At 67.8% G+C, this 26648-nt stretch carries 26 protein-coding genes; 13 read left to right on the forward strand and 13 right to left on the reverse strand.

All coding sequences use genetic code 11. The features are described from left to right. Positions 1-53 precede the first annotated feature (53 nt). Complete coding sequence (locus tag JK358_RS04825; protein WP_201944072.1) at positions 54-1016, reverse strand: GlxA family transcriptional regulator; 963 nt, start codon at positions 1014-1016, stop codon at positions 54-56. Positions 1017-1087: 71 nt separating this feature from the next. On the opposite strand from JK358_RS04825, the gene JK358_RS04830 reads away from it, so the two are divergent. Next, the gene (locus tag JK358_RS04830) at positions 1088-1591 is read left to right on the forward strand and encodes a PaaI family thioesterase (protein ID WP_232850799.1); all 504 of its coding nucleotides are present in this window, start codon (positions 1088-1090) and stop codon (positions 1589-1591) included. A 50-nt stretch (positions 1592-1641) separates the two neighbouring features. Here the strand turns inward: JK358_RS04830 and JK358_RS04835 are convergent, their stop codons facing one another. Beyond that, complete coding sequence (locus tag JK358_RS04835; RefSeq protein ID WP_201944075.1) at positions 1642-2751, reverse strand: winged helix DNA-binding domain-containing protein; 1110 nt, start codon at positions 2749-2751, stop codon at positions 1642-1644. 70 nt (positions 2752-2821) lie between these two features. Next, positions 2822-3988 (reverse strand): thiolase family protein, encoded by a 1167-nt coding sequence (locus tag JK358_RS04840; protein WP_201944077.1) that lies wholly within the window; start codon positions 3986-3988, stop codon positions 2822-2824. Positions 3989-4176: 188 nt separating this feature from the next. Here JK358_RS04840 and JK358_RS04845 point away from each other — a divergent pair, with 188 nt between their 5' ends. The 3 genes from JK358_RS04845 (at position 4177) to JK358_RS04855 (ending at position 6005) form a co-directional block, all read left to right on the forward strand. Then, entirely contained in the window at positions 4177-4851 is a 675-nt protein-coding gene (locus tag JK358_RS04845) for a YoaK family protein (protein ID WP_232850873.1), read from the forward strand. Between the two features lie 104 nt (positions 4852-4955). Continuing rightward, positions 4956-5558, forward strand: coding sequence for an HdeD family acid-resistance protein (locus JK358_RS04850; protein WP_201944081.1), 603 nt, complete (start codon positions 4956-4958; stop codon positions 5556-5558). A gap of 105 nt (positions 5559-5663) precedes the next feature. Next, a complete protein-coding gene (locus tag JK358_RS04855) occupies positions 5664-6005 on the forward strand; it encodes a YciI family protein (RefSeq protein ID WP_201944083.1) in 342 nt (113 codons plus the stop codon). 10 nt (positions 6006-6015) lie between these two features. On the opposite strand, the gene JK358_RS04860 is transcribed toward JK358_RS04855, so the two are convergent. Genes JK358_RS04860 through JK358_RS04880 form a run of 5 tightly spaced genes read right to left on the reverse strand, consistent with a single transcriptional unit; the run spans position 6016 to position 10978 of the window. Then, entirely contained in the window at positions 6016-6894 is an 879-nt protein-coding gene (locus tag JK358_RS04860) for a phosphoribulokinase (protein WP_201944085.1), read from the reverse strand. A gap of 14 nt (positions 6895-6908) precedes the next feature. Continuing rightward, the gene (locus JK358_RS04865) at positions 6909-7982 is read right to left on the reverse strand and encodes a class 1 fructose-bisphosphatase (RefSeq protein ID WP_201944087.1); all 1074 of its coding nucleotides are present in this window, start codon (positions 7980-7982) and stop codon (positions 6909-6911) included. A 16-nt stretch (positions 7983-7998) separates the two neighbouring features. Then, entirely contained in the window at positions 7999-9054 is a 1056-nt protein-coding gene (locus tag JK358_RS04870) for an AAA family ATPase (protein WP_307817298.1), read from the reverse strand. Positions 9055-9081: 27 nt separating this feature from the next. After that, the gene (locus JK358_RS04875; RefSeq protein WP_201944090.1) at positions 9082-9504 is read right to left on the reverse strand and encodes a ribulose bisphosphate carboxylase small subunit; all 423 of its coding nucleotides are present in this window, start codon (positions 9502-9504) and stop codon (positions 9082-9084) included. A 16-nt stretch (positions 9505-9520) separates the two neighbouring features. Beyond that, positions 9521-10978 (reverse strand): form I ribulose bisphosphate carboxylase large subunit, encoded by a 1458-nt coding sequence (locus tag JK358_RS04880; RefSeq protein ID WP_201944092.1) that lies wholly within the window; start codon positions 10976-10978, stop codon positions 9521-9523. Positions 10979-11102: 124 nt separating this feature from the next. On the opposite strand from JK358_RS04880, the gene JK358_RS04885 reads away from it, so the two are divergent. Then, a complete protein-coding gene (locus JK358_RS04885; protein ID WP_232850800.1) occupies positions 11103-11978 on the forward strand; it encodes a LysR family transcriptional regulator in 876 nt (291 codons plus the stop codon). 13 nt (positions 11979-11991) lie between these two features. On the opposite strand, the gene dprE1 is transcribed toward JK358_RS04885, so the two are convergent. Both dprE1 and JK358_RS04895 read right to left on the reverse strand, forming a co-directional pair. After that, positions 11992-13374 (reverse strand): decaprenylphosphoryl-beta-D-ribose oxidase, encoded by a 1383-nt coding sequence (gene dprE1, locus JK358_RS04890; RefSeq protein WP_201944094.1) that lies wholly within the window; start codon positions 13372-13374, stop codon positions 11992-11994. Between the two features lie 37 nt (positions 13375-13411). Continuing rightward, a complete protein-coding gene (locus tag JK358_RS04895; protein ID WP_201944096.1) occupies positions 13412-14188 on the reverse strand; it encodes an alpha/beta fold hydrolase in 777 nt (258 codons plus the stop codon). A gap of 94 nt (positions 14189-14282) precedes the next feature. On the opposite strand from JK358_RS04895, the gene JK358_RS04900 reads away from it, so the two are divergent. After that, entirely contained in the window at positions 14283-14765 is a 483-nt protein-coding gene (locus tag JK358_RS04900; RefSeq protein ID WP_201944098.1) for an NUDIX domain-containing protein, read from the forward strand. A 25-nt stretch (positions 14766-14790) separates the two neighbouring features. Here JK358_RS04900 and JK358_RS04905 read toward each other — a convergent pair whose 3' ends face one another. Both JK358_RS04905 and JK358_RS04910 read right to left on the reverse strand, forming a co-directional pair. Beyond that, positions 14791-16245 carry a MutS-related protein gene (locus JK358_RS04905; protein WP_201944100.1) on the reverse strand — a complete coding sequence of 485 codons (1455 nt, stop codon included), beginning with the start codon at positions 16243-16245 and terminating at the stop codon, positions 14791-14793. Continuing rightward, a complete protein-coding gene (locus JK358_RS04910; RefSeq protein WP_201944102.1) occupies positions 16242-17768 on the reverse strand; it encodes a MutS-related protein in 1527 nt (508 codons plus the stop codon). Before JK358_RS04910 ends, JK358_RS04905 begins: the two co-directional genes overlap by 4 nt. A gap of 119 nt (positions 17769-17887) precedes the next feature. On the opposite strand from JK358_RS04910, the gene JK358_RS04915 reads away from it, so the two are divergent. From JK358_RS04915 to JK358_RS04925, 3 genes are all read left to right on the forward strand, one after another. Further along, positions 17888-19135, forward strand: coding sequence for a KasA/KasB family beta-ketoacyl-ACP synthase (locus tag JK358_RS04915; protein ID WP_307817299.1), 1248 nt, complete (start codon positions 17888-17890; stop codon positions 19133-19135). A 155-nt stretch (positions 19136-19290) separates the two neighbouring features. After that, positions 19291-20967, forward strand: a complete 1677-nt coding sequence (gene murJ / locus JK358_RS04920; protein ID WP_307817300.1) for a murein biosynthesis integral membrane protein MurJ — start codon at positions 19291-19293, stop codon at positions 20965-20967. A gap of 302 nt (positions 20968-21269) precedes the next feature. Next, complete coding sequence (locus JK358_RS04925) at positions 21270-21959, forward strand: LppP/LprE family lipoprotein (RefSeq protein ID WP_201944108.1); 690 nt, start codon at positions 21270-21272, stop codon at positions 21957-21959. 6 nt (positions 21960-21965) lie between these two features. Here the strand turns inward: JK358_RS04925 and JK358_RS04930 are convergent, their stop codons facing one another. Continuing rightward, positions 21966-22853, reverse strand: coding sequence for an LLM class flavin-dependent oxidoreductase (locus JK358_RS04930; RefSeq protein WP_372440613.1), 888 nt, complete (start codon positions 22851-22853; stop codon positions 21966-21968). Positions 22854-23219: 366 nt separating this feature from the next. Between JK358_RS04930 and JK358_RS04935 the strand changes: the two genes are divergently transcribed. From JK358_RS04935 to JK358_RS04950, 4 genes are all read left to right on the forward strand, one after another. Beyond that, complete coding sequence (locus JK358_RS04935) at positions 23220-23864, forward strand: glycoside hydrolase family protein (protein WP_201944112.1); 645 nt, start codon at positions 23220-23222, stop codon at positions 23862-23864. A 125-nt stretch (positions 23865-23989) separates the two neighbouring features. Further along, positions 23990-25690 carry an MFS transporter gene (locus tag JK358_RS04940; RefSeq protein ID WP_372440637.1) on the forward strand — a complete coding sequence of 567 codons (1701 nt, stop codon included), beginning with the start codon at positions 23990-23992 and terminating at the stop codon, positions 25688-25690. 3 nt (positions 25691-25693) lie between these two features. Beyond that, positions 25694-26158, forward strand: a complete 465-nt coding sequence (locus JK358_RS04945) for a MarR family winged helix-turn-helix transcriptional regulator (RefSeq protein ID WP_201944117.1) — start codon at positions 25694-25696, stop codon at positions 26156-26158. A 91-nt stretch (positions 26159-26249) separates the two neighbouring features. After that, positions 26250-26597, forward strand: coding sequence for a hypothetical protein (locus JK358_RS04950; protein ID WP_201944119.1), 348 nt, complete (start codon positions 26250-26252; stop codon positions 26595-26597). Positions 26598-26648: the final 51 nt, after the last annotated feature.

Genomic DNA, 26648 nt, shown 5'->3' on the forward strand with positions numbered 1-26648 from the left:
ATCCGGGCCAACCCTGAGGCGGCCCCTGAGAACCCGGTCCGCCGCAAGGTTGATCACGTGTTGCGGCGCAGGCCCCGCACGGTGGTGCCGAGCCGGTCGCGCAGCAGAATCCGTAGCGCACTGGGACTTTCGTAGCCGACGGTGCGGGCGACCGCCGCCAGCGACATATCCGTGGTGCGGATCAGGTGGGTGGCCTGCTCGACGCGCAGGTTCTGCACCAGGCGAATCGGCGTGCAGCCCAAGGTCCGGACCACGGTGCGCTGCAGGGTTCGTTCACTCACCCCCAGATCGTGCGCGGCCTCGGCGATGGACAGCGAACTGTCCAGCCGATCACGCACCCACTGCTCGAAGCGGGAGACCAGCGGGTCGTAACGGGTGAGCGCGCTGGGGATGGCGTACGCGGATTGTGCCGCGCGGTCGTCGATTACGAGATAGCTGCGCACCAGATCGGCCAGGGCCGGGCTCCGCAGGGCCACGATGGCCAGCGCCAGATCCAGGTGCCCGAAGGCGGCCCCGGCGGTGGTGACGCCGTCGCAGCTGGTGACCATGCGGGTTTCGTCGAGATCGACCTTGGGGTAGCGCTCCCGGAACACCGGGGAGAGCCACCAGCTGGTGGTGGCGCGCAGGCCGTCGAGGACACCGGATTCGGCCAGCAGAAAGGTGCCCGTGCAGGAGGAGGCCAGGGGTGTGCCCCGGGCGCGGGTGGCGGCCAGCAGCTCGCGAATGGGCCGCAGGCCCGGGGCGCTGACCCGCTCGAGCAGTGCCGCCGGATCCCGTTCGGCCAGCGCGGGCAGCACCACCAGGTCGGCGTCGGCGGCCACGACCGGGGGTTCCACATCGATGCGATGCCCGAGCCCGGTGTGCACAACCGGCTGCACGCCTACCGTATGAATACCGAAACCCGCTGGGCGAGTGGACATTCGGCCTCGCAATGCGTTCGCCGAATGCAGCACGTCGAGCACCGCCGACACCCCGGAGTCGAAGACACCGTCCGCCACGAGAACCGCCACCTTCATGTCGGAAACCATATCAAAGGTGTCGTATCCGACTCTTTCGATCGGCTCGATCCGGTTCTACGTTTGCTGACATGACCATGACGCACGCCCTCCGGACCCGCACCCACACCTGGCAGCCCCGCCCCGAGATGACCCCCGACCTGCTGAACATGACCGGTCGCGAAATCCTGCAGGGCCTGATGGACGGTCGCTTCCCCGAGGCGTCGATCATGAGCACCCTGGGCTTCCGGCTGGTCGAGGTCGGCGACGGCGTGGTGGTCTTCGACGGCGACCCGGGCGACCACCTGCTCAACCCGATGGGCACCGTGCACGGCGGCTTCATGGCCACCCTGCTCGACTCCGCGCTCGGATCGGCGGTGATGAGCAAACTCCCCGCCCGCACCTCGTACACCACCATGCAGCTGAACATCAATCTGCTGCGGGCGGTGCAGGCCGACACCCCGGCCCTGCGCTGCACCGGCACCGCGATCCATGTCGGCCGCACAACGGCGACCGCGGAGGCGCGCATCGCCGGCACCCACGACGGCAAGCTCTACGCCCACGCCACCACCACCTGCGCGATTCTGCGCGGCTGAGCTCTCCCGCAGCCTGATTCGTGGCCCGGCACGAGGAGGCTGACCGCTTCTCAGGCGATGCGGACTGTCGGTTTCGACTGCCCGAGGGCGCGAGCTACGTGGCTCGCTTCTCGCTCCAGTTCGGACCGCGGAGGGGGCGCATCGTCGAACATGGTGACGGCGAGTTCGTCGCCGGTGGTTTCCCAGGTGCCCGCGATGCGGCCGTTCACCAGCACCAGCGGTGAGATCCAGCCGGCCGCGCGGCTCACCTTGGGGCGGTGCTCTTTCGGCAGCAGGGCGGTGTCGCTGGTCCCCGGGCCGAGTACGTACTGGTCGAAGGAACCGAGCAGGTGCACGGATGGTGTGGGCTTGATCGCGGCCAGCTCATCGACATGCTCGGTGAGCAGATAGCCCGTGCGGCCTTCCACCTCGACCTCGGTGAGGCGATCCCCGAGCTCCGAGAACCAGCGGCGCACAGTGGTTTTCTTGAGATTGCCGCGAGTCAGCCAGGCGTCGAAGGATTCCGGTGTGGCCGGGCCGTACGCGCCGAGGTACGCGGCGATGAAGTCGGGCGCGGCGGCATCGGCGTCGGGGATGCCGGGCCAGGCCGGGATGAGGTGCGAGGGGCTGGTGAAGGTGACCGTATTGCCCTGGGCGGGACCGTGACACAGCGCGCCCTGCCAGGCGAGCGGCTTGAGCAGTGCACCCCAGCCGGAGCGCAGCTGCTGTTCGAGGGGGTGGAAACGGGGTTCGGCGACCAGTGCGGTCACCAGTTCGTCGCGGGTGAGCACCGTGCCGTCAAGGATTTCGCCGACCGCCTTGACCAGTGCGGTCACATCCTCCGGGGTGGGCCCGAAATTCTTGGTCCACGAAGGCTTTTCCCAGATGCGGGTGGCCGCCATGAGTGAGAGCGCCGCTGCCGCGTGGCCCGGTGTCAGCGCGTGCAGGGTGCCGCGCATGGCCCAGGTCTTCACCAGTGCGCGGTCGGCCAGCGCGTCGACGACCGCGCCGGGTTCACCCGTGCTCCGGCGCAGTGCCACAGCGGTTTCCGCCGCCGAGGTGACCTGTGCCTGTACCCCGCACAGGCGCTCGACGATCTCGACCGCGCCCGCTTTCGCGCGCGGTGCGACGAACTGCCGCCGCAGCCGCCACGCGAATACCTGATCCCACGTCACCCGCATTGCTCCGCCTCCTCGGCGTCCACTGCGACGCCGAGTTCACCCTATCGACGGCGGCCGACAAGAGCAGCGATCAGAGCCGTTCGATGATGGTGGCGTTGGCCAGGCCGCCGGCCTCGCACATGGTCATCAGGCCGTAGCGGCCGCCGGTCTGCTCGAGGTGGTTGAGCATGGTGGCCAGGATGCGGGTGCCGGACGCGCCGAGCGGGTGGCCGAGGGCGATCGCGCCGCCGCGCGGGTTGAGCTTGGCGAGGTCCGCGCCGAGCTCCCGCGCCCAGACCAGCGGGACGGGGGCGAACGCCTCGTTCACCTCGAAGGCGTCGATGTCGTCGATGGTGAGACCGACGCGGGCGAGGGCCTTGCGGGTGGCGGGGATGACGGCCGTGAGCATGAGCAGCGGGTCGTCGCCGGTGACGGCGAAGGAGTGGAAGCGGGCGCGCGGGCGCAGGCCCAGCTGGTGTGCCTTGGCTTCGCTCATGATCAGTGCGGCGGACGCGCCGTCGGTGAGCGGTGAGGAGTTGCCGGGGGTGATCGACCATTCGATCTCCGGGAAGCGGGCCTTGAATTCGGCGTCCACGAAGGCGGGCTTCAGGCCCGCGAGGCCCTCGACCGTGGTGGTGGCGCGGATGGTCTCGTCGGCGGAAATGGTTCCGGCGGGCACGATCTCGTTGTCGAAACCACCCGCGGCGGCGGTCTCGGCGGCCAGGCGATGCGAGCGCGCCGCGAACTCGTCGAGCGCGGCGCGATCGAACTTCCAACGCGCGGAGATGATTTCGGCGGCGATGCCCTGCTGGATCAGGCCGTCCGGGAAGCGGTGCAGCAGCGGGCCGCGGTTCGCGTCCTTACCCTGCGCGTTGGAGAACATGGGCGTCCGGGACATGGATTCCACGCCGCAGGCGACGGCGATGTCGTACGCACCGGCGAGCACGCCCTGCGCGGCGAAGTGCGCGGCCTGCTGGCTGGATCCGCACTGGCGGTCGACGGTGGTGGCGGGCACGGAATCCGGGAATCCGGCGGCCAGGGCGGCGGTGCGCGAAATATTGAACGCCTGCTCACCGCTCTGCGTGACGCAACCACCGATCACATCGTCGATGAGGGCCGGGTCGATCCCGGTGCGTTCGACCAGGTTCTGCAGCACCCCGGCCAGCAGGGTTGCCGGATGGACTTCCGACAGTCCGCCACCGGCTTTCCCCTTACCGGACGGTGTGCGCACCACGTCGACGATGACGGCGGAGGTCATGATTTCTCCCTACTCGATCCAGCCGAACCGGTTGTGAATTCCGGTTAACATCAGCACTGTACCCCAGCGGAAAGCGGTCCGGACCCAGCGATTTCTCATCTGCGATTGCTAGCCTGTTGCCCATGCGCCCGACCAGGGAAGAATCGGAAACGAAGAAGCGGCCACGGGAGCCGTTCTGGGAACTGGAGATGCGCCTGTCGGCGGTGCTGTCGGTGCTCGCCGGCTTCATCGGCGCGGCGGCCTACACGCACTCCGAGGGTTACTTCGTCACCTTCATGACGGGCAATACCGAGCGCGCGGTGCTCGGCGGTTTCGGCGGCGACTACGCGCTCGCGGTCGGCGCAGCGACCATCATTCTCTGCTTCCTCATGGGCGTTTTCGTGGCGTCGCTGTGCCGGCGCTATCTGTGGCGCAATCACCCGCACGGCGCGACCGTGCTCACCACCATCGCCCTGGTGGGCGCGTCCATCGCGGACCACATCCTGGGCGAACGCGGAATCGGCCTGACGCCGATCCTTTTCGTGGCCTTCGGCATGGGCGCGATCAACACCTCGTTCGTGAAGAACGGCGAGGTATCCATCCCCGTCTCCTATGTCACCGGCACGCTGGTGAAATTCGCGCAGGGCGTGGAACGACATCTGGCCGGTGGCGGCAGCGCCCGCGACTGGCTCGGCTATGCGGTGCAATACGGCTCGTTCGCGCTCGGCGCGCTCATCGGCGGCCTGGTCAGCCTGGTGGTCGAGGGCCGATTCATGCTGGATACGGCCGTGGTGGCCTCCGCGCTGGTGGCGGGTTACACCTGGCGGGCCGATCCGGACTGGGCCTGCGATCACCCCGAATGCGCCCCCGGCGCCAAGCACTAGGCGAATCAGACAACCTTCACCCGGATGTTGCCCGCCATCACATGCCCACAACACGTTGGCAAATATTCCGCAATGCGTGTTGATGTGGTCTTATCCTGACGCACATGACAACCAGCAAAGAGGAAGTTTCCGAGGGGCCGATGCACGCACTCGCCCGGAGCGCCTGGCAGTGGATCCTGGTCACCGGCGTTCTCTCGGTCATTCTCGGCATTCTGATCCTTGCGTGGCCCGGCAAGACCATTCTTGTCGCGGGCATCCTCTTCGGCATCTACCTCATCGTGTCTGGCATTTTCCAGCTCGTCGCCGCATTCGGCGCGCACCTGAGCGCCGGTATGCGCATCCTCGCCTTCGTGAGCGCGGCGCTGTCGCTCATCCTGGGCTTCCTGTGCTTCCACGACTGGCGCGACAGCGGTGAGGCGACCGCGGTTCTCCTGCTGGCGATCTGGATCGGCATCAGCTGGATCTTCCGCGGCGTCACCTCGCTCATCACCGGTCTGTCCGCGGACGGCATTCCCGGTCGCGGGTGGGCGATCTTCTTCGGCATCGTGCTGATCATCGGCGGTGGCTGGCTGATCGCGGCCCCCTTCTCCTCCATCGTCGCGCTGACGCTGGTGGCGGGCTGGTGGCTCATCTTCGTCGGCATCATGGAGATCATCTCCGCGTTCCAGGCCAAGAGCGCGGCCAAGGACATCCCCGCGGGCCTCTGATCGTCCCGCACCGGACATCCGGCGGTCACCTTTTCGGGTGGCCGCCGGATTCTTTTGTGGCACGCTGTATTTCAGGGCAATCGACGGACGCGGAGGAGTGTTCGGATGACGAAGTACATGATCTCGTTCCCGGCCGAGGCGATGGTGATCTCCGAGGACGATTTCCAGGCCGTGGTCGACGACTCCCACGCCGTCATCGAGGAGGCCAAGGCGGCCGGGGTGTACGTCTTCGGCGGCGGGCTCGACGCGGAGGTCGCCCCGGTGCGCGTGGCCGGTGACGGCACCGTCCTCGAAGGCCCCTACCCCGACCGCGCGGTCCCGCACGGCGGCTACACGATTCTCGAACTGCCCACCCGGGAGGCGGCCCTGGAATGGGCGGCCAAGATCGCCGCGGCCTGCCGCTGCCCACAGGAGCTGCGGCAGTTCGGATTCGACCCGGCCAGCTGATCCGGCGGCTTCAGCGCAGGCGTTTGGGGCGCTTGTCCATCAACCGCAGGATGAGCGGCGTGAAGATCAGCTGCATGGCCAGATCCATCTTGCCGCCGGGTACCACGATGCAGTTGGGCCGCGACATGAACGAATCGTGCAGCATGGACAGCAGATACGGGAAGTCGATCACCTTGGGGTCGGCGAAGCGGATCACCACGAAGCTCTCGTCGGCGGTGGGAATCGTCCTGGCGGTGAAGGGATTCGAGGTGTCGACGGTCGGAACCCGTTGGAAATTCACGTAGGTCCGGGAGAACTGCGGGCAGATGTGGTTCACGTAGTCGGGCATGCGGCGCAGAATCGTGTCGATGATGGCCTCGCTGGAGTAGCCGCGTTCGTTCTTGTCGCGGTGCACCTTCTGGATCCATTCGAGGTTCACGATGGGCACCACGCCCACCAGCAGGTCGGCGTGCTGGGCGACATCGATGCCGACGGTGGTGGCCGCGCCGTGCAGACCCTCGTAGAACAGCAGATCGCTGCCGGGCGGTAGCTCCTCCCAGGGGGTGAAGGTGCCGGCGGGCTGGCCGTAGGGTTTGGCCTCGCCGTCGTTGTGCAAGTACTTGCGCACCATGCCGACCCCGGTCTCACCGTAGTCGCGGAACAGTGCCTCGAGTTCGGCGAGCAGATTGGCTTCCGGCCCGAAGTGCGAGAATTCGCGATTGCCGTTCTGTTCGGCCTCGGTCATGGCCAGCTTCATCTCGTTGCGGTCGAAGCGGTGGAACGAGTCACCCTCCACGATCACCGCGTTGATGCCCTCGCGGCGGAATATCTCCTGGAAGGTTCGGGTGACGCTGGTGGTTCCGGCACCGGAGGATCCGGTGATCGCGACCACGGGATGTTTGACCGACATGGCGCTTCCTCGTCTCAGCGGGCCGGGCGGAACAGGGACCGGGTGCCGAACAGGGAGGCGTCGAAGGACGGCCCCTCCTCGGGTTCGCGGTGATAGCGCTCGATGCGCTCGACCTCGTTGCGCGAACCGAAGATGAACGGGATCTTCTGATGCAGTTCCTCGGGTCGCACCTCGAGCACGCGTTCGTGTCCGGTGGTGGCGGCTCCCCCGGCCTGTTCGACGATGAAGGCGATGGGGTTCGCGCCGTAGAGCAGGGAGACGCGGCCGGGACGATTCGGATGCCGGGTATCGCGCGGATACATGTACAGCCCACCGCGCGTGAGGATGTGGAAGGTGTCGGCCACCAGCGAGGCCACCCACCGCATGTTGAAGTCCCGCCCGCGCGGCCCGTCCACACCCTCGAGGCATTCGTGAACGTAACGCCGGACGGGCCGCTCCCAGAACCGCTCATTGGCGGCGTTGATGGCGAATCCCTTGGTGTCCTCGGGAATTCGCATCTTAGGGTGGGTCAGGACGAAGGCGCCGATCTCGCGATCGAGGGTGAACCCGTCGACCCCCTGGCCGACGGTGAGCACCAGCATGGTCGCCGGGCCGTACAGCGTGAACCCCGCGCACACCTGCTGTGATCCCGCCTGCAGGAAGTCCTCCCGCGTCGGCTCGCGCCCGTCCTCCGGCGCGCGCAGCACACTGAAAATCGTTCCGACAGGCAGATTCACGTCGATATTGCTCGACCCGTCGAGTGCGTCGAACGCCAGTAGATACTTCCCGCGCCGGTATTCGCTGGGCACCAGGTGGAATCCGTCCATCTGCTCCGACACCAGCCCCGAAAGCGGTCCCGTCCACTGACTTTCGGCCACCATGATGTCGTGCGCGATGGCATCCATCTTCCGGTGCACGGTGATCGGCAGATTCCCGGCCTCCGCCGCTCCGAGCGAGCCCACGATCGCACCCCGCGTCACCTGATTGGCGATCATCTTCGTCGCCGTCACAACGACATTCAGCAGCGCCGAGAACTCCCCGGACGACCCGGGATGCCGATGCTCGGACTCGATGGTGTAGCGGGTGAGGGTCTTCAGTCCTTCGGGCATCGGCCCTCTCATTTCCTCATAGTGGCGCCCCCTCACTCGGGGCGTCCGTGAACACACTGCTGCCGTAGACGTCGCTGTCCGTCAGGGTGATCAGGTCGGTGCGGCTCACGGGCCGGTGCAGTTCGACGAGGCGCTTGGCTTGGCGCAGCCGGCAGCGGTCCAGGGCGTTGCGGACGCTGCGGGCATTGGCGAAGCGGGGGCGGGTCATGCGCCGTTCCAGGTAGTGCGCGAAGGCCTGGGTGGCGGGCTCGTCGAAGCGGAAGTTCTCCTGGGCCACCATGAGATCGGCGATGGCGCAGAGCTCGGCGTGGGTGTAGTCGGGGAACTCGATGTGGTGGGCGACGCGGGAGGACAGGCCGGGGTTGGCGGAGAAGAAGGTTTCCATGCGGTCGGGGTAACCGGCGAAGATGACGACCAGGGTGTTGCGTTCGTTCTCCATCTCCTGCAGCAGGATTTCGATCACCTCCTGGCCGTAGTCGCGTTCGTTCTCGGGGCGGAACAGGTAGTAGGCCTCGTCGATGAACAGGACGCCCCCGGCGGCTTTGGCGAGGGCTTCCTTGGTCTTCGGCGCGGTGTGGCCGATGAACTGGCCCACCAGGTCGTCGCGGGTCACGGTGTGCACCTTGGGTTTCCGGATGTAGCCCAGGGCGTGCAGCATCTCGGCCATGCGCAGCGCCACCGTGGTCTTGCCGGTGCCCGGACCGCCGGTGAAGCTCATGTGCATGGTGGGCCGGGTGGCCTGCAGGCCGAAGCGCTGGCGGGCGCGGTCGATCAGCAGCAGCGCCGCGATCTCCCGCACCCTGCGCTTCACGTTGGCCAGGCCGACCAGTTCGGCGTCGAGCCGGTTGAGGGTGTCCTCGACGTCCTTGCCCGCGATATCCGTGGACAGGTCGAGCAGGGCGTCATCGGCGAGTAGGTGGTCGGCCGCCTGGTCGTCGGGTGCGGGACCAGCGGCCGTACCGCGCAGCGGGTCGGGGTTCGTGGCCCCGGGCCGATGCATCTGGAACCCGTTGGCGGCGCGGCCGGTTGCAGGCGCCCGGCTGCCCGGGCCGACGGGACTGTCCGTGTTCACCCTTCATCCTCCCGCATCGAAAGCCGTTCAGCGGCCGTATCGTTCACCGGGCCGGTCATCGAGCGCATAGGCGTGGAAGCCGTAGTGCTGACGCCGGTCGTCGGTGTCGGTGCGGTTGAGCCGGAAGCCCGGTTCGTGCTCGGGCCGCTGCACGATGAAGCTCAGTGCCGTGGTCTGGCGGCCGTAGGTGGCGTCGTAGGCGTTGACGCGAATGTAGTGGCGCGGGAACGTGGCCCGGCAGCTGTTGATCTCGGCGAGCACGCCGTCGGGTTCGTCGAGATCGAACAGCGGCAGGCCCCACATCTCCCAGTACACATTGCGCGGATGCGGATCGTCGGTGTACTCGATGGAGACCGGCCAGTTGTTGAGCAGTGCGTAGCGGACCTGCGCGGCGATTTCGGCGTCGGTGAGGTCCGGCAGGTGCGAGAAGGTGCCCTGACGCAGATGCATTGCGGTGTCCTGCCTTTCAGCGCGAGGCCGTGGGAACGGCGTCGGGGGCGTCGGTGGAGGTGTAGTCGAAAGTGACGTCACCCCAGACGGTCAGCGCGGCGTCGAGCGGCTTGCAGTGCTCGGCGGCCTTGCGCAGCACCTCGGGGCCTTCCTTCAACAGATCGCGACCTTCGTTGCGCGCCTTGGCAATCGCCTCGGCGGCCACGCGGTTGGCTTCGGCGCCCGCGGCGATGCCCATGGGGTGGCCGATGGTGCCGCCGCCGAACTGCAGGATGACGTCGTCGCCGAAGAGGTCCACCAGCTGATGCATCTGCCCGGCGTGGATACCGCCGGAGGCGACCGGCATCACGCCCGGCAGACTCGCCCACTCCTGGTCGAAGAAGATGCCGTTGCCCGGGTTGGTGGGAATGTAGTTGTCGCGCAACGTGTCATAGAAGCCTTTGACCGTGTGCGGGTCACCCTCCAGCTTGCCGACCACCGTGCCCGCGTGCAGGTGATCCACCCCGATCAACCGGCACCACTTGGCCAGCACCCGGAAGCTCACGCCGTGCGTCTTCTGCCGTGTGAACGTGGCGTGCCCGGCGCGATGCAGGTGCAGCAGCATGCCGTTGCGGCGTGCCCAGGTCGACATGGACTGCATGGCGGTGTACCCGACCGTCAGGTCCTGCATGATGATGACGCTGCCCAGCGATTTGGCGAACTCGGCGCGCTCGTACATGTCCTCCATGCTGGCGGCGGTGACATTGAGGTAGTGCCCCTTCATCTCACCGGTTTCGGCGATGGCGCGGTTGACGCCCTCCATGGCGTACAGGTAGCGGTCGCGCCAGCGCATGAACGGCTGCGAGTTGATGTTCTCGTCGTCCTTGGTGAAATCGAGTCCGCCCTTACAGGCTTCGTACACGACACGCCCGTAGTTGCGTGCGGACAGGCCGAGTTTCGGTTTCACCGTGGCGCCGAGGAACGGGCGGCCGTATTTGTTGAGATATTCCCGTTCCATAACGATTCCGTGCGGCGGACCCTGGAAGGTCTTGACATAGGCCACGGGAATCCGCATATCCTCCAGCCGCAATGCCGCCAAAGGCTTGAAGCCGAATACATTTCCGATCACCGAGGAAGTCAGATTGGTGATCGACCCCTCTTCGAACAGGTCCAGATCGTAAGCGATGTAGGCGAAGTACTCACCGGGCCGGCCCGGCACCTCGTCGATCCGGTAGCACTTGGCCTGGTAGCGCTCGTGCGCTGTCAACCGGTCGGTCCACACCACAGTCCATGTGGCCGTGGAGGATTCGCCCGCCACCGCGGCGGCCGCCTCGATCGGATCGACGCCCTGCTGCGGCGTCACCCGGAACACGGCGAGTACATCGGTATCCTTGGGCTGATAGTCGGGGGCGTAGTATCCCATCGAGGCATACGTCTGCACACCCGGATCCCACCGGCCGCGTCCGGCGTTCTGGTCGTCGTCAGATCCGGCCATCATTCCTCCTGCGAACCGGGTTGGGCCACTTGCGATTCCCAGGATGAGGGCAGCGTTAACGACAAACAATTCGATTATTTCGCGTCTCGCTCAATCATTTAGTGGAGTTTGCTACCGTCTGAAGATGGGTACGGTGAGTGCGGTCCGAATGGAAACCTTTCTCGCCGTTGCCAAGCACTCCAGCATCCGCCGCGCCGCCGCCCAGTTGCACATCACCGAGGCCGCCGCCTCGGCCGCCGTCGCGCACATCGAAAAACAACTCGGTGCGAAGCTCATCGCGAAATCCGGGCGCGGGATCGCGCTCACCGAGGCCGGGCGCGTGTACGCCGACTACTGCCGCAGCATCCTCGGGCTCATGAAGGAGGCGCACGCCGCGGTGCGCGAGGCCGAGACGGGCAAACTCCGGATCGGGGTGGTGGCGACCGCCGGCGAGTACGTGCTGCTGCGGCTGCTGGCGTCCTTCCGCAACCGGTATCCGGATATCGAACTGGGGCTGTCGATTCAGCCGCGCGATGTGCTGTTCGTCGAATTGTCGCACCATGAAACGGATCTCGTGGTCGCGGGCCGCCCACCGCGCGACACCACCCTGGTCACCCGCGCGCGCCGCCCCAGCCAACTGGTGGTGGTCGGCGCGCCGGGTTCCTGGTCCGATCCGGCCGAGGCCACCTGGCTACTGCGCGGCAAAGGCTCCGGCACCCGGGAGACCACCCTCGCCCTGTTCGACCGGCTGCAGATCCGCCCGCCCACGCTGACCCTCGGCACGCACGGCGCGGCCCTGGCCGCCGCGCGAGAAGGCTTGGGCGTCACGCTGATTCACACCGACGCCATCGAGAACGACGTCTCCGACGGCTTCCTCGACATCCTCACCGTGGACGGCACACCGCTGAGCAGGCCCTGGCATGCCGTCACCACCCGCACGCCGACCCCGGCGGCCCGGCTGTTCCTGTCCCACATCACCGACCCGGAGCGGGTCGGTGACAAGGCTTTCCGCTGTCCCTGACGTATCCCCGCCGCTATCGCCGTCCGGCCACCAGGTCGCCGTCGACGAGCCGCAACCGGCGTGCCAGGTCGGAGACGAACACCCGCTCCGGGTCGACGGCGTCGCGCACCCGCCGCCACTCGTCCAGGCGCGGATACATGGCGCGCACCATCTCCGGCGTGGTGCGGGAATCCTTCGCGAAGTAGAGCCGTCCACCGGCGGCGAGCACCCGTTCATCCAGCTCGGCGCAGAACTCCCCCAGCCCCGGTACGAGCGGAAAGTCCAGGGACAGCATGAATCCCGGATGCGGCCAGGACAGCGGGGCCGGGTTACCCGGTCCCATCCGCTTGAAGACGTTCAGGAACGACCGATGCCCGGAATGCGCGATGGCCCGGACCGTGTCGGCCAGCTGGGTTTCCGCACCGAACGGCATGGAGAATTGGTACTGCATGAACCCGCGCTGCCCGTAGGCGCGATTCCACTCCCCCATCAGATCCAGCGGGTGATAGAACTGCGTCAGGTTCTGGATGCGCCCGCGCGCGTGCTTGGGGAAGAACCGGTAGGCCACCTCGCCCGCCATCCGTGTGGTGACCTTGTTGACCATCCCGTTCGGGAACACGTCCGGCACCGTGAACAGTTGGGGCGCATCGAATTTCAGCGGGTTCGCGCGCAGTTTCACCGGCAGTTCGTCGCGCTTGGCGAGTGAGCCCCGGCTGAATCCCGCCCGGCCGAGCTTGGCCCCGGTGCTGATGGTGTCCGGCACCGACATCGAGTACTCGTACCCGTCGTCCGACCCGCCGGTCAGCAACTCCATGGTCTCGTCGAGGTTGTCGGTGCGGTCGTTGTCGACGAGGAAGTACGCGGTCTCGGTGTGCTTCATGCGAATCCGGGCGCGAACGATGATGCCCGTCAATCCCATACCGCCCACGGTGGCCCAGAACAGCTCGGCCTGCGCGCCGTCCGGGGTGATGGTGCGGATCTCGCCGTCCGCGGTGAGCAGGTCCAGCGCGAGCACGTGGTTGCCGAAACTCCCGTGCGAATGATGGTTCTTGCCATGGATATCCGAGCCGATGGCGCCGCCGACCGTCACCTGCCGCGTGCCCGGCAGCACCGGCACCCACAGCCCGTGCGGCAGTCCGGCCCGCATCAGCGCGTCCAGGCTCACGCCGGCGTCGACATCCACCACGCCGCTGTCCGGGTCGATGGCGTGGATGCGGTCGAACGCGGTCATGTCGACGACCAGGCCGCCCCCGTTCTGCGCGGGATCCCCGTAGCTGCGGCCCAACCCGCGCGCGATCACCCCGCGCGGTCCCGCCTCGCGTACCGCCCGTGCGACGGCCTCGATATCCCGGGTGGACAACACCTGCGCGACAGTCGGTGCGGTGCGGCTCCAGCCGCTGAGCCGACGCTGTTCCATGACCGATCCCCCATACGTGAAATTCACCTGCGCCACCCTAGTCGCCGGTGCCGCTCCTTTCGAGGGCGACGGCAGTGCGGATGGTCGCCGCGCACAGGGCCGGATCGTCGATCATCGGGACGTGGCTGGCGCCGGGGAGCTCCAGATGGCGCGCCCGCGGAATGCGCTGCCGGGCAACGGCTCCGTTCACCGACGGTGGGAAGATGCGGTCCCGCTGCCCCCAGGCCAGGGTGATGGGACAGGGCGGTTCCGGCAGGGGCGCGATGCTCTCCCGGCTGTCGAGGATGTCGTCGGCGGCGGTGCAGGCCGCCACGTCCCGCACCGCGCCCAGCGCCTGGGCGGCGGTTAGCCGATCACCGTGCACCGCAACATCATCGAAGACCAGACGGCGGACGAGGGGGACGTGCAGCGGCAGCGCGGCGATCCGGTGACCGGCCCGCGCCAGCAGGATCGAGCGCCGCAGCCTGCCGGTCGCCGCGGTGTTGTCGGCGGCTCCGGCGGTCCAGAACCCGGCCGGGGACAGCGCGCAGACCGAGCGGGCGCGGCCACGGCGCGCGAGTTCGACACCCATCCACCCGCCCAGCGAGTTTCCCGCGACGTGCACCGCATTCAGGCCGCGCTCGTCGAGCAACTGCTCGGTGTGGTCGACCAGCCGCTCGATGGTCACGGCGCCCTCGAGCCGGGGTCCGCCCCGATGTCCGGGAATCGTGGGGACGAGCGGTTCGAAATCGTCGGCGAGCAGCGGGATCACGTCATCCCAGGCCATCGCCGACATGGTCACGCCGTGCAACAGCAGCAGGGGCTCTCTGTCCACGAGAATTCACTCCTTCGCGGCCGGGTCGTGCCGCCGACTTCCGCAGCACTGTGAAACATGCCTGCGCCACCCTAGCCTCCCTACTGTGGCTGGTATGACACCTGAACAACTCGACTACATCGCCGGCCTGCCGCGCAAGCGCATGGGGTCGGGCATCCTGTTCGTCGACGACGCCGATCGGGTGCTCCTGGTCGAACCGACCTACAAGGATCACTGGGAGTTGCCGGGCGGGGTGGTGGAGGCCGGGGAATCGCCCTATGCGACCGCGGTGCGCGAGGTCCGGGAGGAACTCGGGCTGACGGTCACCCCCGGGCCGCTGCTGGTGGTGGATTGGCTTCCGCCCGGCCGCTATCCGGATGACTCGATCATGTATCTGTTCGACGGCGGCGTGCTCGGCGCGGACCGGACGCGGGCGATAACGCTGCAGGCCGAGGAGCTGCGGAGCTGGGCGTGGTGCGATGCGGCGGCGGTCGCGGACCGGCTCCCGGACCGGATGGTGCGGCGGGTGGAGGGTGCACTGCGGGCTCGCCGCGACAGGACCGCGCTGTACCTCGAGCACGGGTACGCGGTCGGATAGCGGTGGAACGCCCACGGGGACGGCGCTATTCGGGGAGACGGTAGCCGAAGGTGGCGGCGAAGACGTCGTCGCCGTGACTGGTGGGCTCGGGGGCCGCGGGCGTCAGGTGGTAGGTGCGCGCACCGTCGCCGGTGCGCGCGGGGCGCAGGAACAGGTCGGTCGGGTGGGCGGCGGCGTGACGCTGGTGGGCGTAGTCGTAGAGGTGGGTCACCAGGACGACGGTGACGCCGGAGGCCAGCAGCGCCGACAGGATCGGGGTGGCGATGGCGGTGGCGTCACGATCGTTGGTGGAGGCGAAAGGTTCGTTGCACAGCAGCATTCCGGCCGGGCGCAGCGCGTCGGTGATGGCCCGCATGCGGGCCAGTTCCTCGTCGAGGCGGCCGTGGGTCATGGTGGGGTCCTCGGCGCGGACGAAGTGGGTGAAGACGCCGTCGCGCAGGCCCGCGGTGAAAGTGCGGGCGGGGACGAATATTCCGGCCTGCATGAGCAGTTGGGCGGTGCCCACACTGCGGAGGAAGGTGGATTTGCCGCCGCTGTTGGCCCCGGTGACCACGAGGAAGGTGATGCCCGCGCCCGTGATGTCGTTGCCCACCACCGCTGTCGAGGTCAGCGCCAGGGCGGTGTCGCGCAGATCCCGGCAGTCGAGTGCGGCCGCGCCCATCGGCGCGGGGTCCGGGAAGCACACCGGCGCGCCCATGGCGGTCAGGCGCTCGTGCAGGTGCACGCAGCCCAGGTAGAAGGCGAGTTCGGTGCGCAGGCGGCGGAAGAACTCCTGCACATTGTCGGTGACCCGGGCGACGACCTCGGTCACCGCGGCGATGGCGGGCTGGATCACCGGTTTCAGCGGGTCGTGGTTGTGTTCGAAATGGCTGGTGGCCTCGAAGCCGGAACCCGAACGACGGCCGAACAGGCCACGTTTGGCCGGTTTCGCGGGTTCGTGGAGCATGATGCGGGCGGGTTTGTTGCCCACCCCGAGTGCGGCACTGAAGAGCAGACCGTCCTCGAAATACAGTGCGGCCGCGTGCTTTTCGAGGCTGTCCAGGTAGTCGTCATCGAGCTGGGCGCGTACGGTGTCGCGGAACCGGACCAGGCCCGGCGCGGTGCAGGAGGCCGCGTACCGCTCACAGGTGCGGCGCAATCGGCGCAGGTGGCCGATCAGCGCTTCGAGGGGTTGCAGCAGCACCGCCAGTCCGCCCATGTAGCGGCGCACCGTGGTCGCCTCGGCGGCGATGGCGTAGAGGGCGCGCAGCATGGCCGGGTCGGCGCAGCAGTCCGCGAGGACGCGCTGCCGGTAGCGGATCACCTCGATGTCGGTGAGGCTCACGGGGACAATGGTTCTCACCACGTCGGCGAGGAATTCGTCACCGGCCGCCATGACCGTGAAGAGCTCGTCCAGGCCCAGATCGGTGGCGAGGTCGGGCCCGTTGCGCGCCACTCGCACGGGATGCCCGGCGGGGTGCAGCAGATCGATGGGGATCATCGGATGCGCTCCCGGATGGCATCGTAGGTCAGGCCGTGGCGGTGGGTGAGCATGGCCGCGTAGGCCAGACCGTCGGGCGGGCGGCGTTCGAGGCGGAAGGTCCGGACGGGATCGTCGGGGGTGGCGACGCCGGCGACCATGCTGACCACTCGCGGCCCCAGGGTCGCGAGCTCCTCGACGAAGGTCACGTACACCGTGACCGCGCCCTGAGTGAGCAGTTGTCGCACCACCTCCCCGCCGATGTGCGCGGCGTCGGCGGCCGTGGTGGTGCTGAGGCTCTCGTTGAGGATGACGACGCTGTGTTCCGTTGTGCGCGCGAGGATGTCACGCATGCGGGTGAGTTCCTGCGCGAGCGCCCCGGCGGGGTCGGTCAGGTCGTCCGCGCGCACGAAATGGGTGAACAGCCTGTCCGGCAGCATGATCCGGGCACGGGTGGCGGGAACCGGGCAGCCCAGGGCGGCCAGATACACCAGCTGACCGACCATGCGCGCGAAGGTGCTCTTGCCGCCCTGGTTGGGGCCGGTCACCACCAACACCCGCTCGCGGTCGTCGAGGCGGAAGTCATTGCGTACCACCGTCTTCCCGGTACCCGCGAGTGTGTGGGCCAGTGCCGCGTCGTATCCGCCGTCGGCGGACACCCCGGCGAAATCGGCGGTCACCTCGGGGTAGCAGTACGGCAGCCCCTGTGCGGCGAGGGTGCGCACGAAGCCGAGATAGTCGAGATAGAAGCGCAATTCGGCGTCGAACCGTGCGATCATCGGGTCGACGAAGCCGCGGAAGCGCTGGGCGTGCCGGGCCAACTCGTCGAACACCGCCGGAAACTGTTCGGTCACCGCCGAGATGACCTGCTCCTCCACCTCGTTCATATCCGGCCAGGGGTCACCGGCGCGCGGGCGGACAGCATCGTCACCGGGCCGGAATCGCGCGAAGGCCGCCGCGACGGTGTCGCTGTAGTCGGACTGCCCCGTGTACCGGTCGACCACCACATGCCGGCCGGTCACGTGGAGGGTGTAGCGCACGGCGTCCAACTCGGCGCGCACCCGGGCCTGCCCGGCCGACAGCTCCCGGAACTCGGGGCCGTCGGCATACGCGTCCAGCCAGGCCCGCCACTGCCGTAATCCGCTTGCGCGCAAGGTCAATTCGCGCAGTGCGTCGCGCATCTCGCGCACGGTCCGGCAGTACACCGCCTCGGCGTCCAGCTGCCAGCGGTCGCGCTGCTGCGGATGATGCAGCCGCTGCCCGCGCTCGGAATGCCTTCGCACCGAACGCATTCCGAGCGTGAAGGTTTCGAAGGCGGCGCGCGTGGCGTCCGCCTCGAGATCGCCGAACACCTCGTGCCGGTAGGCGATGGTGGTCAGGTCGCGGACCGGCCGCACCGCCGCCTCCTGTGCCGCGATCCCGGCGGCCGCGAAGATCTGATCGAGATTGAGATCGGTCAGCATGTCCGGGGCTTCGATCTCGCTATCTGGCGCGCCCACCCAGAGAATGCCGCCATTCCACTCCACGCGCAGTCCCTCCTGCATCGGCCGACACCGCCCCGGGTTTCCGGCAAGATCGAATTCGACTATGCCACGAATCGCCGGTCCCGATCCGTATCGTTTAGTCCGAGGGTCGAAGGCACTGATGGAGTCGTGTGATGCAGGTGCGAAATCCGTTTGCGATCGATGGACGATTCCCGGAGGTGGTGGTCACCGGGGTGGCGGCCTCCACCTGTCTGGCCGGCGATATCGACGGCACCTGGTCGGGCCTGCTGGCCGGTGAATCCGGAATCGAACTGCTGGATCATCCGTGGGTCGAGCAGCATCAACTCCCCGTGCGGATCGGCGGGCCGTTGAAGGTCCGGCCCGAAACGCTGTTGAGCCGCGTCGAAATGCGGCGGATGGCCTATGTGGAGCAGTTGGCGACCGTGCTCGGGCGGCAGGTGTGGGCCGCGGCGGGCAATCCGGAGGTCGACCCCCGGCGGCTCGCGGTGTCCATCGGGACCGGCCAGGGCGGGGCGGACGCGGTGGTGCATTCCAAGGACGCGCTCACCTCGGCCGGATATCGGCGGGTGTCACCACTGGCCGTGCAGATGATGATGCCGAACGGCCCGGCAGCGGTGGTCGGCTTGGAGATCGGGGCCAAAGCGGGCGTGGTGACGCCGGTGTCGGCATGCGCGTCCGGGTCCGAGGCCATCGCCACCGCGTGGCGGATGATCGCCATGGGTGACGCCGACATCGTCGTCACCGGCGGCGTCGAAGGATATATCGATCCCGTTGTCATGGCGGCCTTCTCGATGATGCGCGCGGTCAGCACCCGCAACGACGACCCGAAGGGCGCGTCCCGCCCCTTCGACGCCGACCGCGACGGCTTCGTATTCGGCGAGGCGGGCGCGCTCCTGGTCATCGAGACCGCCGAGCACGCCCGAACCCGGGGCGCGGCCGTACTCGGACGGCTCCTCGGCGCGGCCATCACCTCCGACGGATACCACCTGGTCGCGCCCGACCCGGAGGGCACCGGCGCGGCACGGGCCATGACGCGCGCACTCCAGATCGCGGGCCTGCGAGGCAGCGATATCGCGCATGTGAACGCCCATGCCACCGCCACCACCATCGGGGACAGCGCCGAGGCCAAAGCCATCAACGCCGCCATCGGCAATCACACCGCGGTGTACGCGCCGAAATCCGCACTCGGGCATTCCATCGGCGCGGCCGGCGCGCTGGAATCCATCCTGACGCTACTGTCCCTACGAGATCAGGTGATCCCACCGACCCTGAATCTGGAGCGCCAGGACCCGGAAATCGATCTCGATGTAGTGACCGGTTCACCCCGGCACACGCGAATCGACTACGCGGTCAACAACTCGTTCGGATTCGGCGGCCACAATGTCGCATTGGCTTTCGGCAGGTAACGCGCGGTATCGCGAATTCTGTTTCCGAACGGCACGTTTCGCAAGCTAACTATTCCGCTACCATCGGGCTCCGTGGCTGACACAGGGGTGCGGGGTCCGCTGTCCGGGGCCACAACATCATGTCCTTGCGACCCCCGGACACGGAGATACCGCTCGTGAACGACTACGGCAATTTCCCGACCCAGCCGCTGCCGATTCAGCGGCCCACACGACCGGAATCGTTCACAGGGGTTCGCGCGCATGGGCGTTCCGAGTCGGCGGGGGTGGCTCGCGCGGGCGGGCTGGTGGCGATGGCGGGGATCGTCAGCCGCGCGACCGGGTTCGTGCGCACCCTCGTGGTGGCGGGTGTGCTGGGGACGGCGGCTGTGGGGGACGCTTACAACGGGGTCAACAATCTGCCCAATATGGTGTATGAGCTGCTGCTCGGCGGTGTGCTCGCGAGTGCGGTGCTGCCGCTGCTGACCAGGGCTCGGCGGCACGGACGCAGGCATTCCCGGGAATTCACGCAGCGTGTGCTGGTGGCGGCCGGACTGGCGCTGGTGGCTGTCACTGTGGCGACGGTGTTGTGTGCGCCGGTGCTGGTGCGGGTGTTCGTCGCCGCGCCCGATCAGCGACGGCTTGCGACCTGGCTCGCGTATCTGCTGCTGCCGCAGATCTTTTTCTACGGGGTCACCGTGGTTGTGAGCGCGGTGCTCAATGTGCGCGACAGCTTCGCGGCGGCGGCGTGGGCGCCGGTGGTGAACAACGTGATCGTGGGGCTCACCTGCGGGGTGTTCGTGGCGCTGCCGGGGCCGGTGACGCTGACGCCCGCGACCATGACCACCGCGCAGCTCCTGACCCTGGGGATCGGTACCACCGCGGGTATCGCGGGGCAGGCCGTGTGGGTGTTGGAAGCGCTGCGGCGCACGGGGTTTCGGTGGAGTTGGCGGGTCAGGCCGCTGCCCTACACGTGGCGGCCGGTCCGTGCGGGAATGCCGATTCTGGCCTGGCTGGTGGTTTACGCGGCGATCAGCCAGATCGGTGTCAGCGTCACCATGCGGGTGGCGTTCGATCACGGCGGCGTATCCATCTACACCTATGCCGAGCTGCTGTTCCAGGTGCCCTACGGCATTCTCGCCGCATCGCTGCTGACCGTTCTCATGCCGCGTATCTCCCGGGCGGCCGCGCTGGGGCACCATCGAGCGGTGATCGCCGATCTGTCCCGTGGCGCTCGCTATCTCGCCACCGGGTTGATCCCGGCAGCCATGGCGTCGAGTCTGCTGGGTCCGTCGTTCGTCGCGCTGGTGTTCACCGGCCGTGTCGATGCGGAGGCGACCCGGCTCATCGGGGTGGCGGTGGCCTGCTCCGCATTCGGGCTGGTTCCCTTCGCGCTGGTGATGTTGCAGATGCGGATCCTGTACGCGTACAACGACACTCGTACGCCCACGCTGATCAATGTCGTCATGGTGGGTACGAAGGTGGCTGCCTTGGCTGTGACCGCATGGCTGTGCACCGGACCCGCGGTGATCGTAATGCTCAGCGTCTCCGGTTCACTCGCCTACACGGTGGGCGCGGTGGCCGGTCAACTGCTGCTGCGCCGCCGCTTCGGGCTGCTCGGATTCACGGCGGTGGCGGCCACGGTGCACCGGGTGGCCTGGGCGACGGCTGCCGCGGCAGCCGCCACCCTGGGCGCGATCACGCTGAGCCACACGGTAATCCACACGCCAACCCTGGAGCGGGTCGCCGGTCTGGGTGCGGGCGCCGCCGCCGGGCTCGCGATTTTCCTGCTGACGGCACGACTGATCGGGATCTCCGAACTGCGTTCGATCCGCGCGGTGCTGGCTCGCGCGTGACGCTCAGATGCCCAGCATGCCCAGCAACAGCTGCGCGATCGCAGCTCCCGGACCGAGCATGCTGCTGAGACTCGACGACATGACGCCTCCTCACTTCGGTGAATCAAGGACGTTGCCGCCTGCTATCAGAGCACAGGTGGGGGTGAAATGGCTGGTAGGCGGGCATTCGGTACACCCATTCGTGATACGGGGAGGTGATCGGACGGCCGATTAGGGCATTCGCCGGATAGTGGGCGCCGCACCCCCGCACCTAGGCTCGAATCCGTCAGCAGTCGGGGTCGGGGCGGAATCGAAGGACGATCATGAGAACGAAAACGATGGTGTTCAGCGCGCTCGCGGCGGCGCTGATGACGGGCGTAACCGGATGCGGCACAACGGTATCCAATCCGACCACCGCACCCACCCCGAGCGCACCGGCGGTGTCGTCCGCGGCGAAGCCGACCGGCGGCGCGCCCTCGGGGAATCCGGACGCGCCTTCGGGCGGCGGCCAGGACGACGAGTCAACAGCAGCCTCCCAGCAACCGCCCACCGCCGCCCCCGGGACCAGCGCGGCCCCGGTGACGTCGGCAGGGGCACCCTACGGCAGTGGCCACGGCCGCTGCTTCGACCTCAACTCCCGGCTGGCCGGCGAGGCCGTCTCCCGGCTGGCGGTTCCGGCCACCGGGCCCTGGCAGATCGAACTCGCCAGCGACGACCTCATCTCCGACGGCTGCGACAACACACTGTCGTGGATGACCGTCATCTCCGGAAACATCCACCCCTACATGCACATTCTCTACTTCGCCAACGGCACCTGGCTGGGCACCGCCACCGCCAAGCCCTACGGCTACACCAAGATCCTCGGTAAGACGAAGTCCACCGTGCAGGTCCAGTACCACTGGCTCACCGGCAACGAAGCCCTCTGCTGCCCCGAGGGCGGTCCCAGCGTGGTCACCTTCACCCTGCAGAACGGCCGGATCCAGACCTCCGGCCAGTTCCCTCCGGACAAGTAGAGCGGATCAGGCGCACAACGCCCGGGTGGCCGGCACGACATCGCCGATCCAGCGGCGCAGCTGAGTTTCGTCGGCGGCTTCGGGCCAGTACACGAAGGTATCGAAACCGGTTCCGACGGCGAGGTCGGCCAGGATGCGAGCCCAGCCCGCGGCGTCGGTGCGGATGGGTTCCTCGCCGCGCAGGGTGACCGGGCCCGGGGTGTCGGTGATCGTGCCGACGAGCTGCGCCATGCGAGTGATATCGCCCGGTTCACGGCCCGCGTCGATCGCCGCAGCGGAGATGATGTCCTGTGTCGCTTGCCATTTCTCGTACGGAAGGTAGTGCGGGATGGGTGCCGCCCACCCGTCGGCGATACGGCCGGTGAGGGCATTGGCCTTCGGGCCGACACTGCCGAACCAGATCCCCACCGGATGTGCGGGCGCGGGCCCGGACTGCACACCCTGCACCGAGTAGTACTCGCCATGGACCTTCGCCTTCGTCCCGGGATGCCACATGGCGCGAATGATCGCGGTGGCCTCCTCAAGCGCCTGCAGCGCTTCGGGATTCGACCGCACCGGCCCGCCCATGGCACCGATCGCGGGCCAGAACGCCCCCGCCCCCAAAGCGAGCTCGAATCGCCCGCCACTGAGCAGATCCAGGGTCGCGGCCTGCTTGCCCACCATCGCGGGCCCCCGCAACGGCAGACTCGCCACATCCGGAAACACCCGCAGCCGTTCGGTTTCCGCCAGCACGGTAGCGATCACCGCGAACGTATCGGCCAGCCCACCCGAATACGGATGATCCTGCATCCCCAGCAGATCCAGCCCCTCCCGGTCCGCCACCTGGGCCATCGCCCGCACCTGAGGCAGCTCGGACACCGTAGGCGCCAACTGAATTCCGAATCGTAGGTTCACACCGCGATCATGCCAGCCTCCCGCGCAGCCCCCAGGAATGGTTGCGCACAAATGGTAGGGGCCTAGCGTGGGTTCGGGGTGAATCATCAGAGAGGACAGGGCAATTGGGTACCGAGGTTCCTTCATTGATGTTCGGCGTCTATCCCGGTGGGTTCTCGCCCAACGGGACCGTGCCACCCGCGGACGCCGACCGGATCCGCGCGGCGTTGACAGCGCTGCAGCCGACGCCGGAGTATCCGCTGCTGGTCCGGTGCTACCTCGCCTACGGCGATGGCATGACGGTGCCGGATATGCAGGCGGAGTCCGAACCGCATGATTTCGCGCAGTATCTGAGCGACGGGCGGCGACTCGACCTCGTGGTGTCGTATGGACGACGAGATCACCGATCTGGTCGACGGGAAAATGCCGCGGGTGCGCGAAGCGCTGGTCGCCGGGGTGCTGGCGGGCAAGGACGAGGCCGGGCGGGCGGGATTGGCCGACCTGAAGGTCGGGTTCAATGTGGCCCCGTCGTTCGACGGCGACGACTTCTTCGCCGAACTGGGGCGCATCGGCGGTTCCACCTGGGCCGCGGCGCTGGACTACGTCGGGCTGGACTGCTTTCCCGATGTCTGGATGCATCCGGTCGACGCCGACGGCAACCCGGGCGACCTGCGTGATGCGATGGTGCAGCTCCTCGGCTGGATCCGCGGCGAGATGACCGTCGCGGGAATCCCGGCCACCACGCCCATCCACATCACCGAACACGGGTGGCCGACCGGAACGGATCGCACCCCGGCACGGCAGGACACGGTGCTCGAACACTGTATCCGCTCGGTCCACGACCACCGTGGCGAGTTCAATGTCCGAGCCTACGAACTGTGGTCCCTGCGGGACGGCAACAGTGGCGGCACCGACCTTTTCGACCAGTTCGGCATCATGCGCGACGACTACACCCCCAAACCGGCCTTCACCACCTACCGGAACCTCATCGCGGAACTCGGCGCCCCGGTGAGACACATGCCAATTTGTTAGTTAGCGTCATGCAACTATATTGGTCTCCTGTCTTAGTTGCTCGATCCTCGGGAGGCACAGTGGCCACGGCTCCCACCACCGGACTCGATTCCGGCGATGTGAAGACCATCCGGCGCAGGCTGCGGGTGGACAAGGACCATCCGCGCTACAAGTGGGTGGCGTTGTCGAATACGACGCTGGGCATGTTGATGGTGACCATCAACAGCTCGATCGTGATCATCTCGCTGCCCGCCATCTTCCGGGGGATCGGGCTGAATCCGCTGTCGCCGGGCAATGTCAGCTACCTGCTGTGGCTGCTCATGGGGTTCCTGCTGGCCTCGGCCGTCCTCGTGGTGCTGTTCGGACGGCTCGGGGACATGTACGGGCGGGTGCGGATCTACAACCTCGGGTTCGTGGTGTTCACCGTATCGGCGATCGCGTTGTCACTGGACCCCTTCACCCACGGCGGCGGGGCGATGTGGCTGATCGTGTGGCGGGTGATCCAGGGCGTGGGCGGGGCCATGCTCATGGCGAATTCGGCGGCGATCCTCACCGACGCGTTCCCGGTGCAGCGACGCGGATTCGCGCTGGGCATCAATCAGGTTGCGGCCGTGGCGGGTTCGTTCCTGGGGCTGGTCATCGGCGGCGTGCTGTCGGAGTGGGACTGGAAGGCCGTGTTCTGGGTGAGCGTGCCGTTCGGCATTCTCGGAACGGTGTGGTCGTATCGGTCGCTGCACGATTTCGGGGAGCGGACGCCGGGATCACTGGATCTGCCGGGGACGCTCACCTTCGCGCTCGGGCTCACCGCGCTGCTCACCGGAATCACGTATGGCATTCAGCCGTACGGAGATTCGGCCACCGGGTGGACGAATCCCTGGGTGCTGGCGTCGGTGATCGGCGGGCTGGCGCTGCTGGCGGTGTTCTGCTGGATCGAAAGCCGGGTCGCCAAGCCGATGTTCGATCTGTCGCTGTTCCGCAACCGGGCGTTCGGGCTCGGCAATCTGGCCGGGCTGATGTCGTCAATCGGACGCGGTGGCTTGCAGTTCATGCTGATCGTATGGTTGCAGGGCATCTGGCTGCCCTTGCACGGGTACGACTTCGAGCAGACACCGCTGTGGGCGGGCATCTACCTGCTGCCGTTGACCGTGGGATTCCTTGCGGCGGGACCGATTTCGGGCTGGCTGTCGGATCGCTACGGGCCGCGCCCGTTCGCGACGGCGGGCATGCTCGTCACGGCGGCGACTTTCGTTCTGCTCGTGGTGATTCCGGTGGACTTCAACTACTGGGTGTTCGCGGGCATCGTGCTGCTCAACGGCATCGGCTCGGGCATGTTCGCCTCACCCAACACCGCCGCGGTGATGAACGCCGTCCCGGCCGCACAGCGCGGCGTGGCGTCGGGCATGCGAGCCACGCTGTTCAACGGCGGCATGGCGCTGTCCATGGGACTGTTCTTCTCGCTCATGATCCTCGGCCTGTCCGGTCCGCTGCCGGACGCCATGAGCAGCGGGCTACAGGAGCAGGGCGTCTCCGCACCGGTGGCCGAACACGCCGCGGGCCTGCCGCCGGTGGGCAGCCTGCTCGCGGCGTTCCTCGGCTACAACCCGATCGAGGAATTGCTCGGCGCGGGCGGCACTCTGGACCAGCCGGGCGTGCACACCGAGGTGCTGACCGGGCAGGAGTTCTTCCCGCACCTGATCTCCGGACCGTTCCACTCCGGCCTGGTCGTCGTCTTCCTCGGGGCCGCGATTATGATGCTGATCGGCGCGGTCGCGTCGTGGTTCGCCGGCAACGGGTCCGCCCCCGACGAAGCCGATGAACTGCGGGCAGCCGATCGCGCGGGAATCTGACCGTTGACCCAGGAGGCCACGCTGCGCGACCACCCGAGTGTCGCCGATCCCGATCAGCTCACCGAGGCCGCTGATCTGTATCTCACCATCGGCCGGTTGCTGCGAATGCTGCGGCATTCGGGGGATATCGGATCGCTGAGCCCGGGGGCGGCCTCGGCGCTGGGCACCCTCGCGCGGCAGGGGCCGATGCGGTTGAGCGATCTGGCGAATATCGAGCGGGTCAGCGCGCCGACCATGTCGCGCATCGTGACCAGCCTGGAGAAGTCGGGCTACGTGCAGCGGGACGCCGACCCCGAAGACGGTCGCGCGCAACTGCTTTCGGCCACGCTCACGGCGCACGACCTGGTTACCGGGCTCACCTCGGCGCGGATTCAGCGGTTCGCGGCGGCCATGGAGCGGCTGGATCCGCAGCAGCGGGCGATGCTGCAGTCCTCGCTGTCCACGCTCATCGACGCCCTGGATCAGTAACGGTCCTGGTCGGTCTCGTAGACGGGCAGGTCGGTCCGTCCTACCCTGGAATTCGTCCGGCTCTCCTCGGCCCGGCGAAGGTAGGCGCGAAATGCGTTACGACCCGGATCGTTTACGTGCCCTCCGGGGAGCCGCGCAGCTGATCAGCAAGCGCGGCTACGGCACCCAGGAGGCGACGCAACTGCGTCTGCGCCTGGCCAATGAACTGCGCACGCTGCGCGCCGCGGACTTCTCCGGCGGCGACGGCCGCGCACTCACCGACCTGCTGATCGAGACGGCGCGGGCGATCGCCGAGGCCGGCCGGGATACCGCACCCGCCACCACGGACGCCGACCCCACCCCCGGACCCCGGCATTTCGCGCTGAACCCGGAGGATCTGCGCACCATCGAACCCGCACGCCGCCACCGCGATTGGCGCGCCTCCGGACGCGACGGGTGACGCGCGGGGCCGGCATCTCCAGGACGCCCGCGATCCGGTGGGCAGTAGCCT

It is taken from the genome of Nocardia acididurans (genome assembly GCF_016741815.1).
Lineage (GTDB): Bacteria > Actinomycetota > Actinomycetes > Mycobacteriales > Mycobacteriaceae > Nocardia > Nocardia acididurans.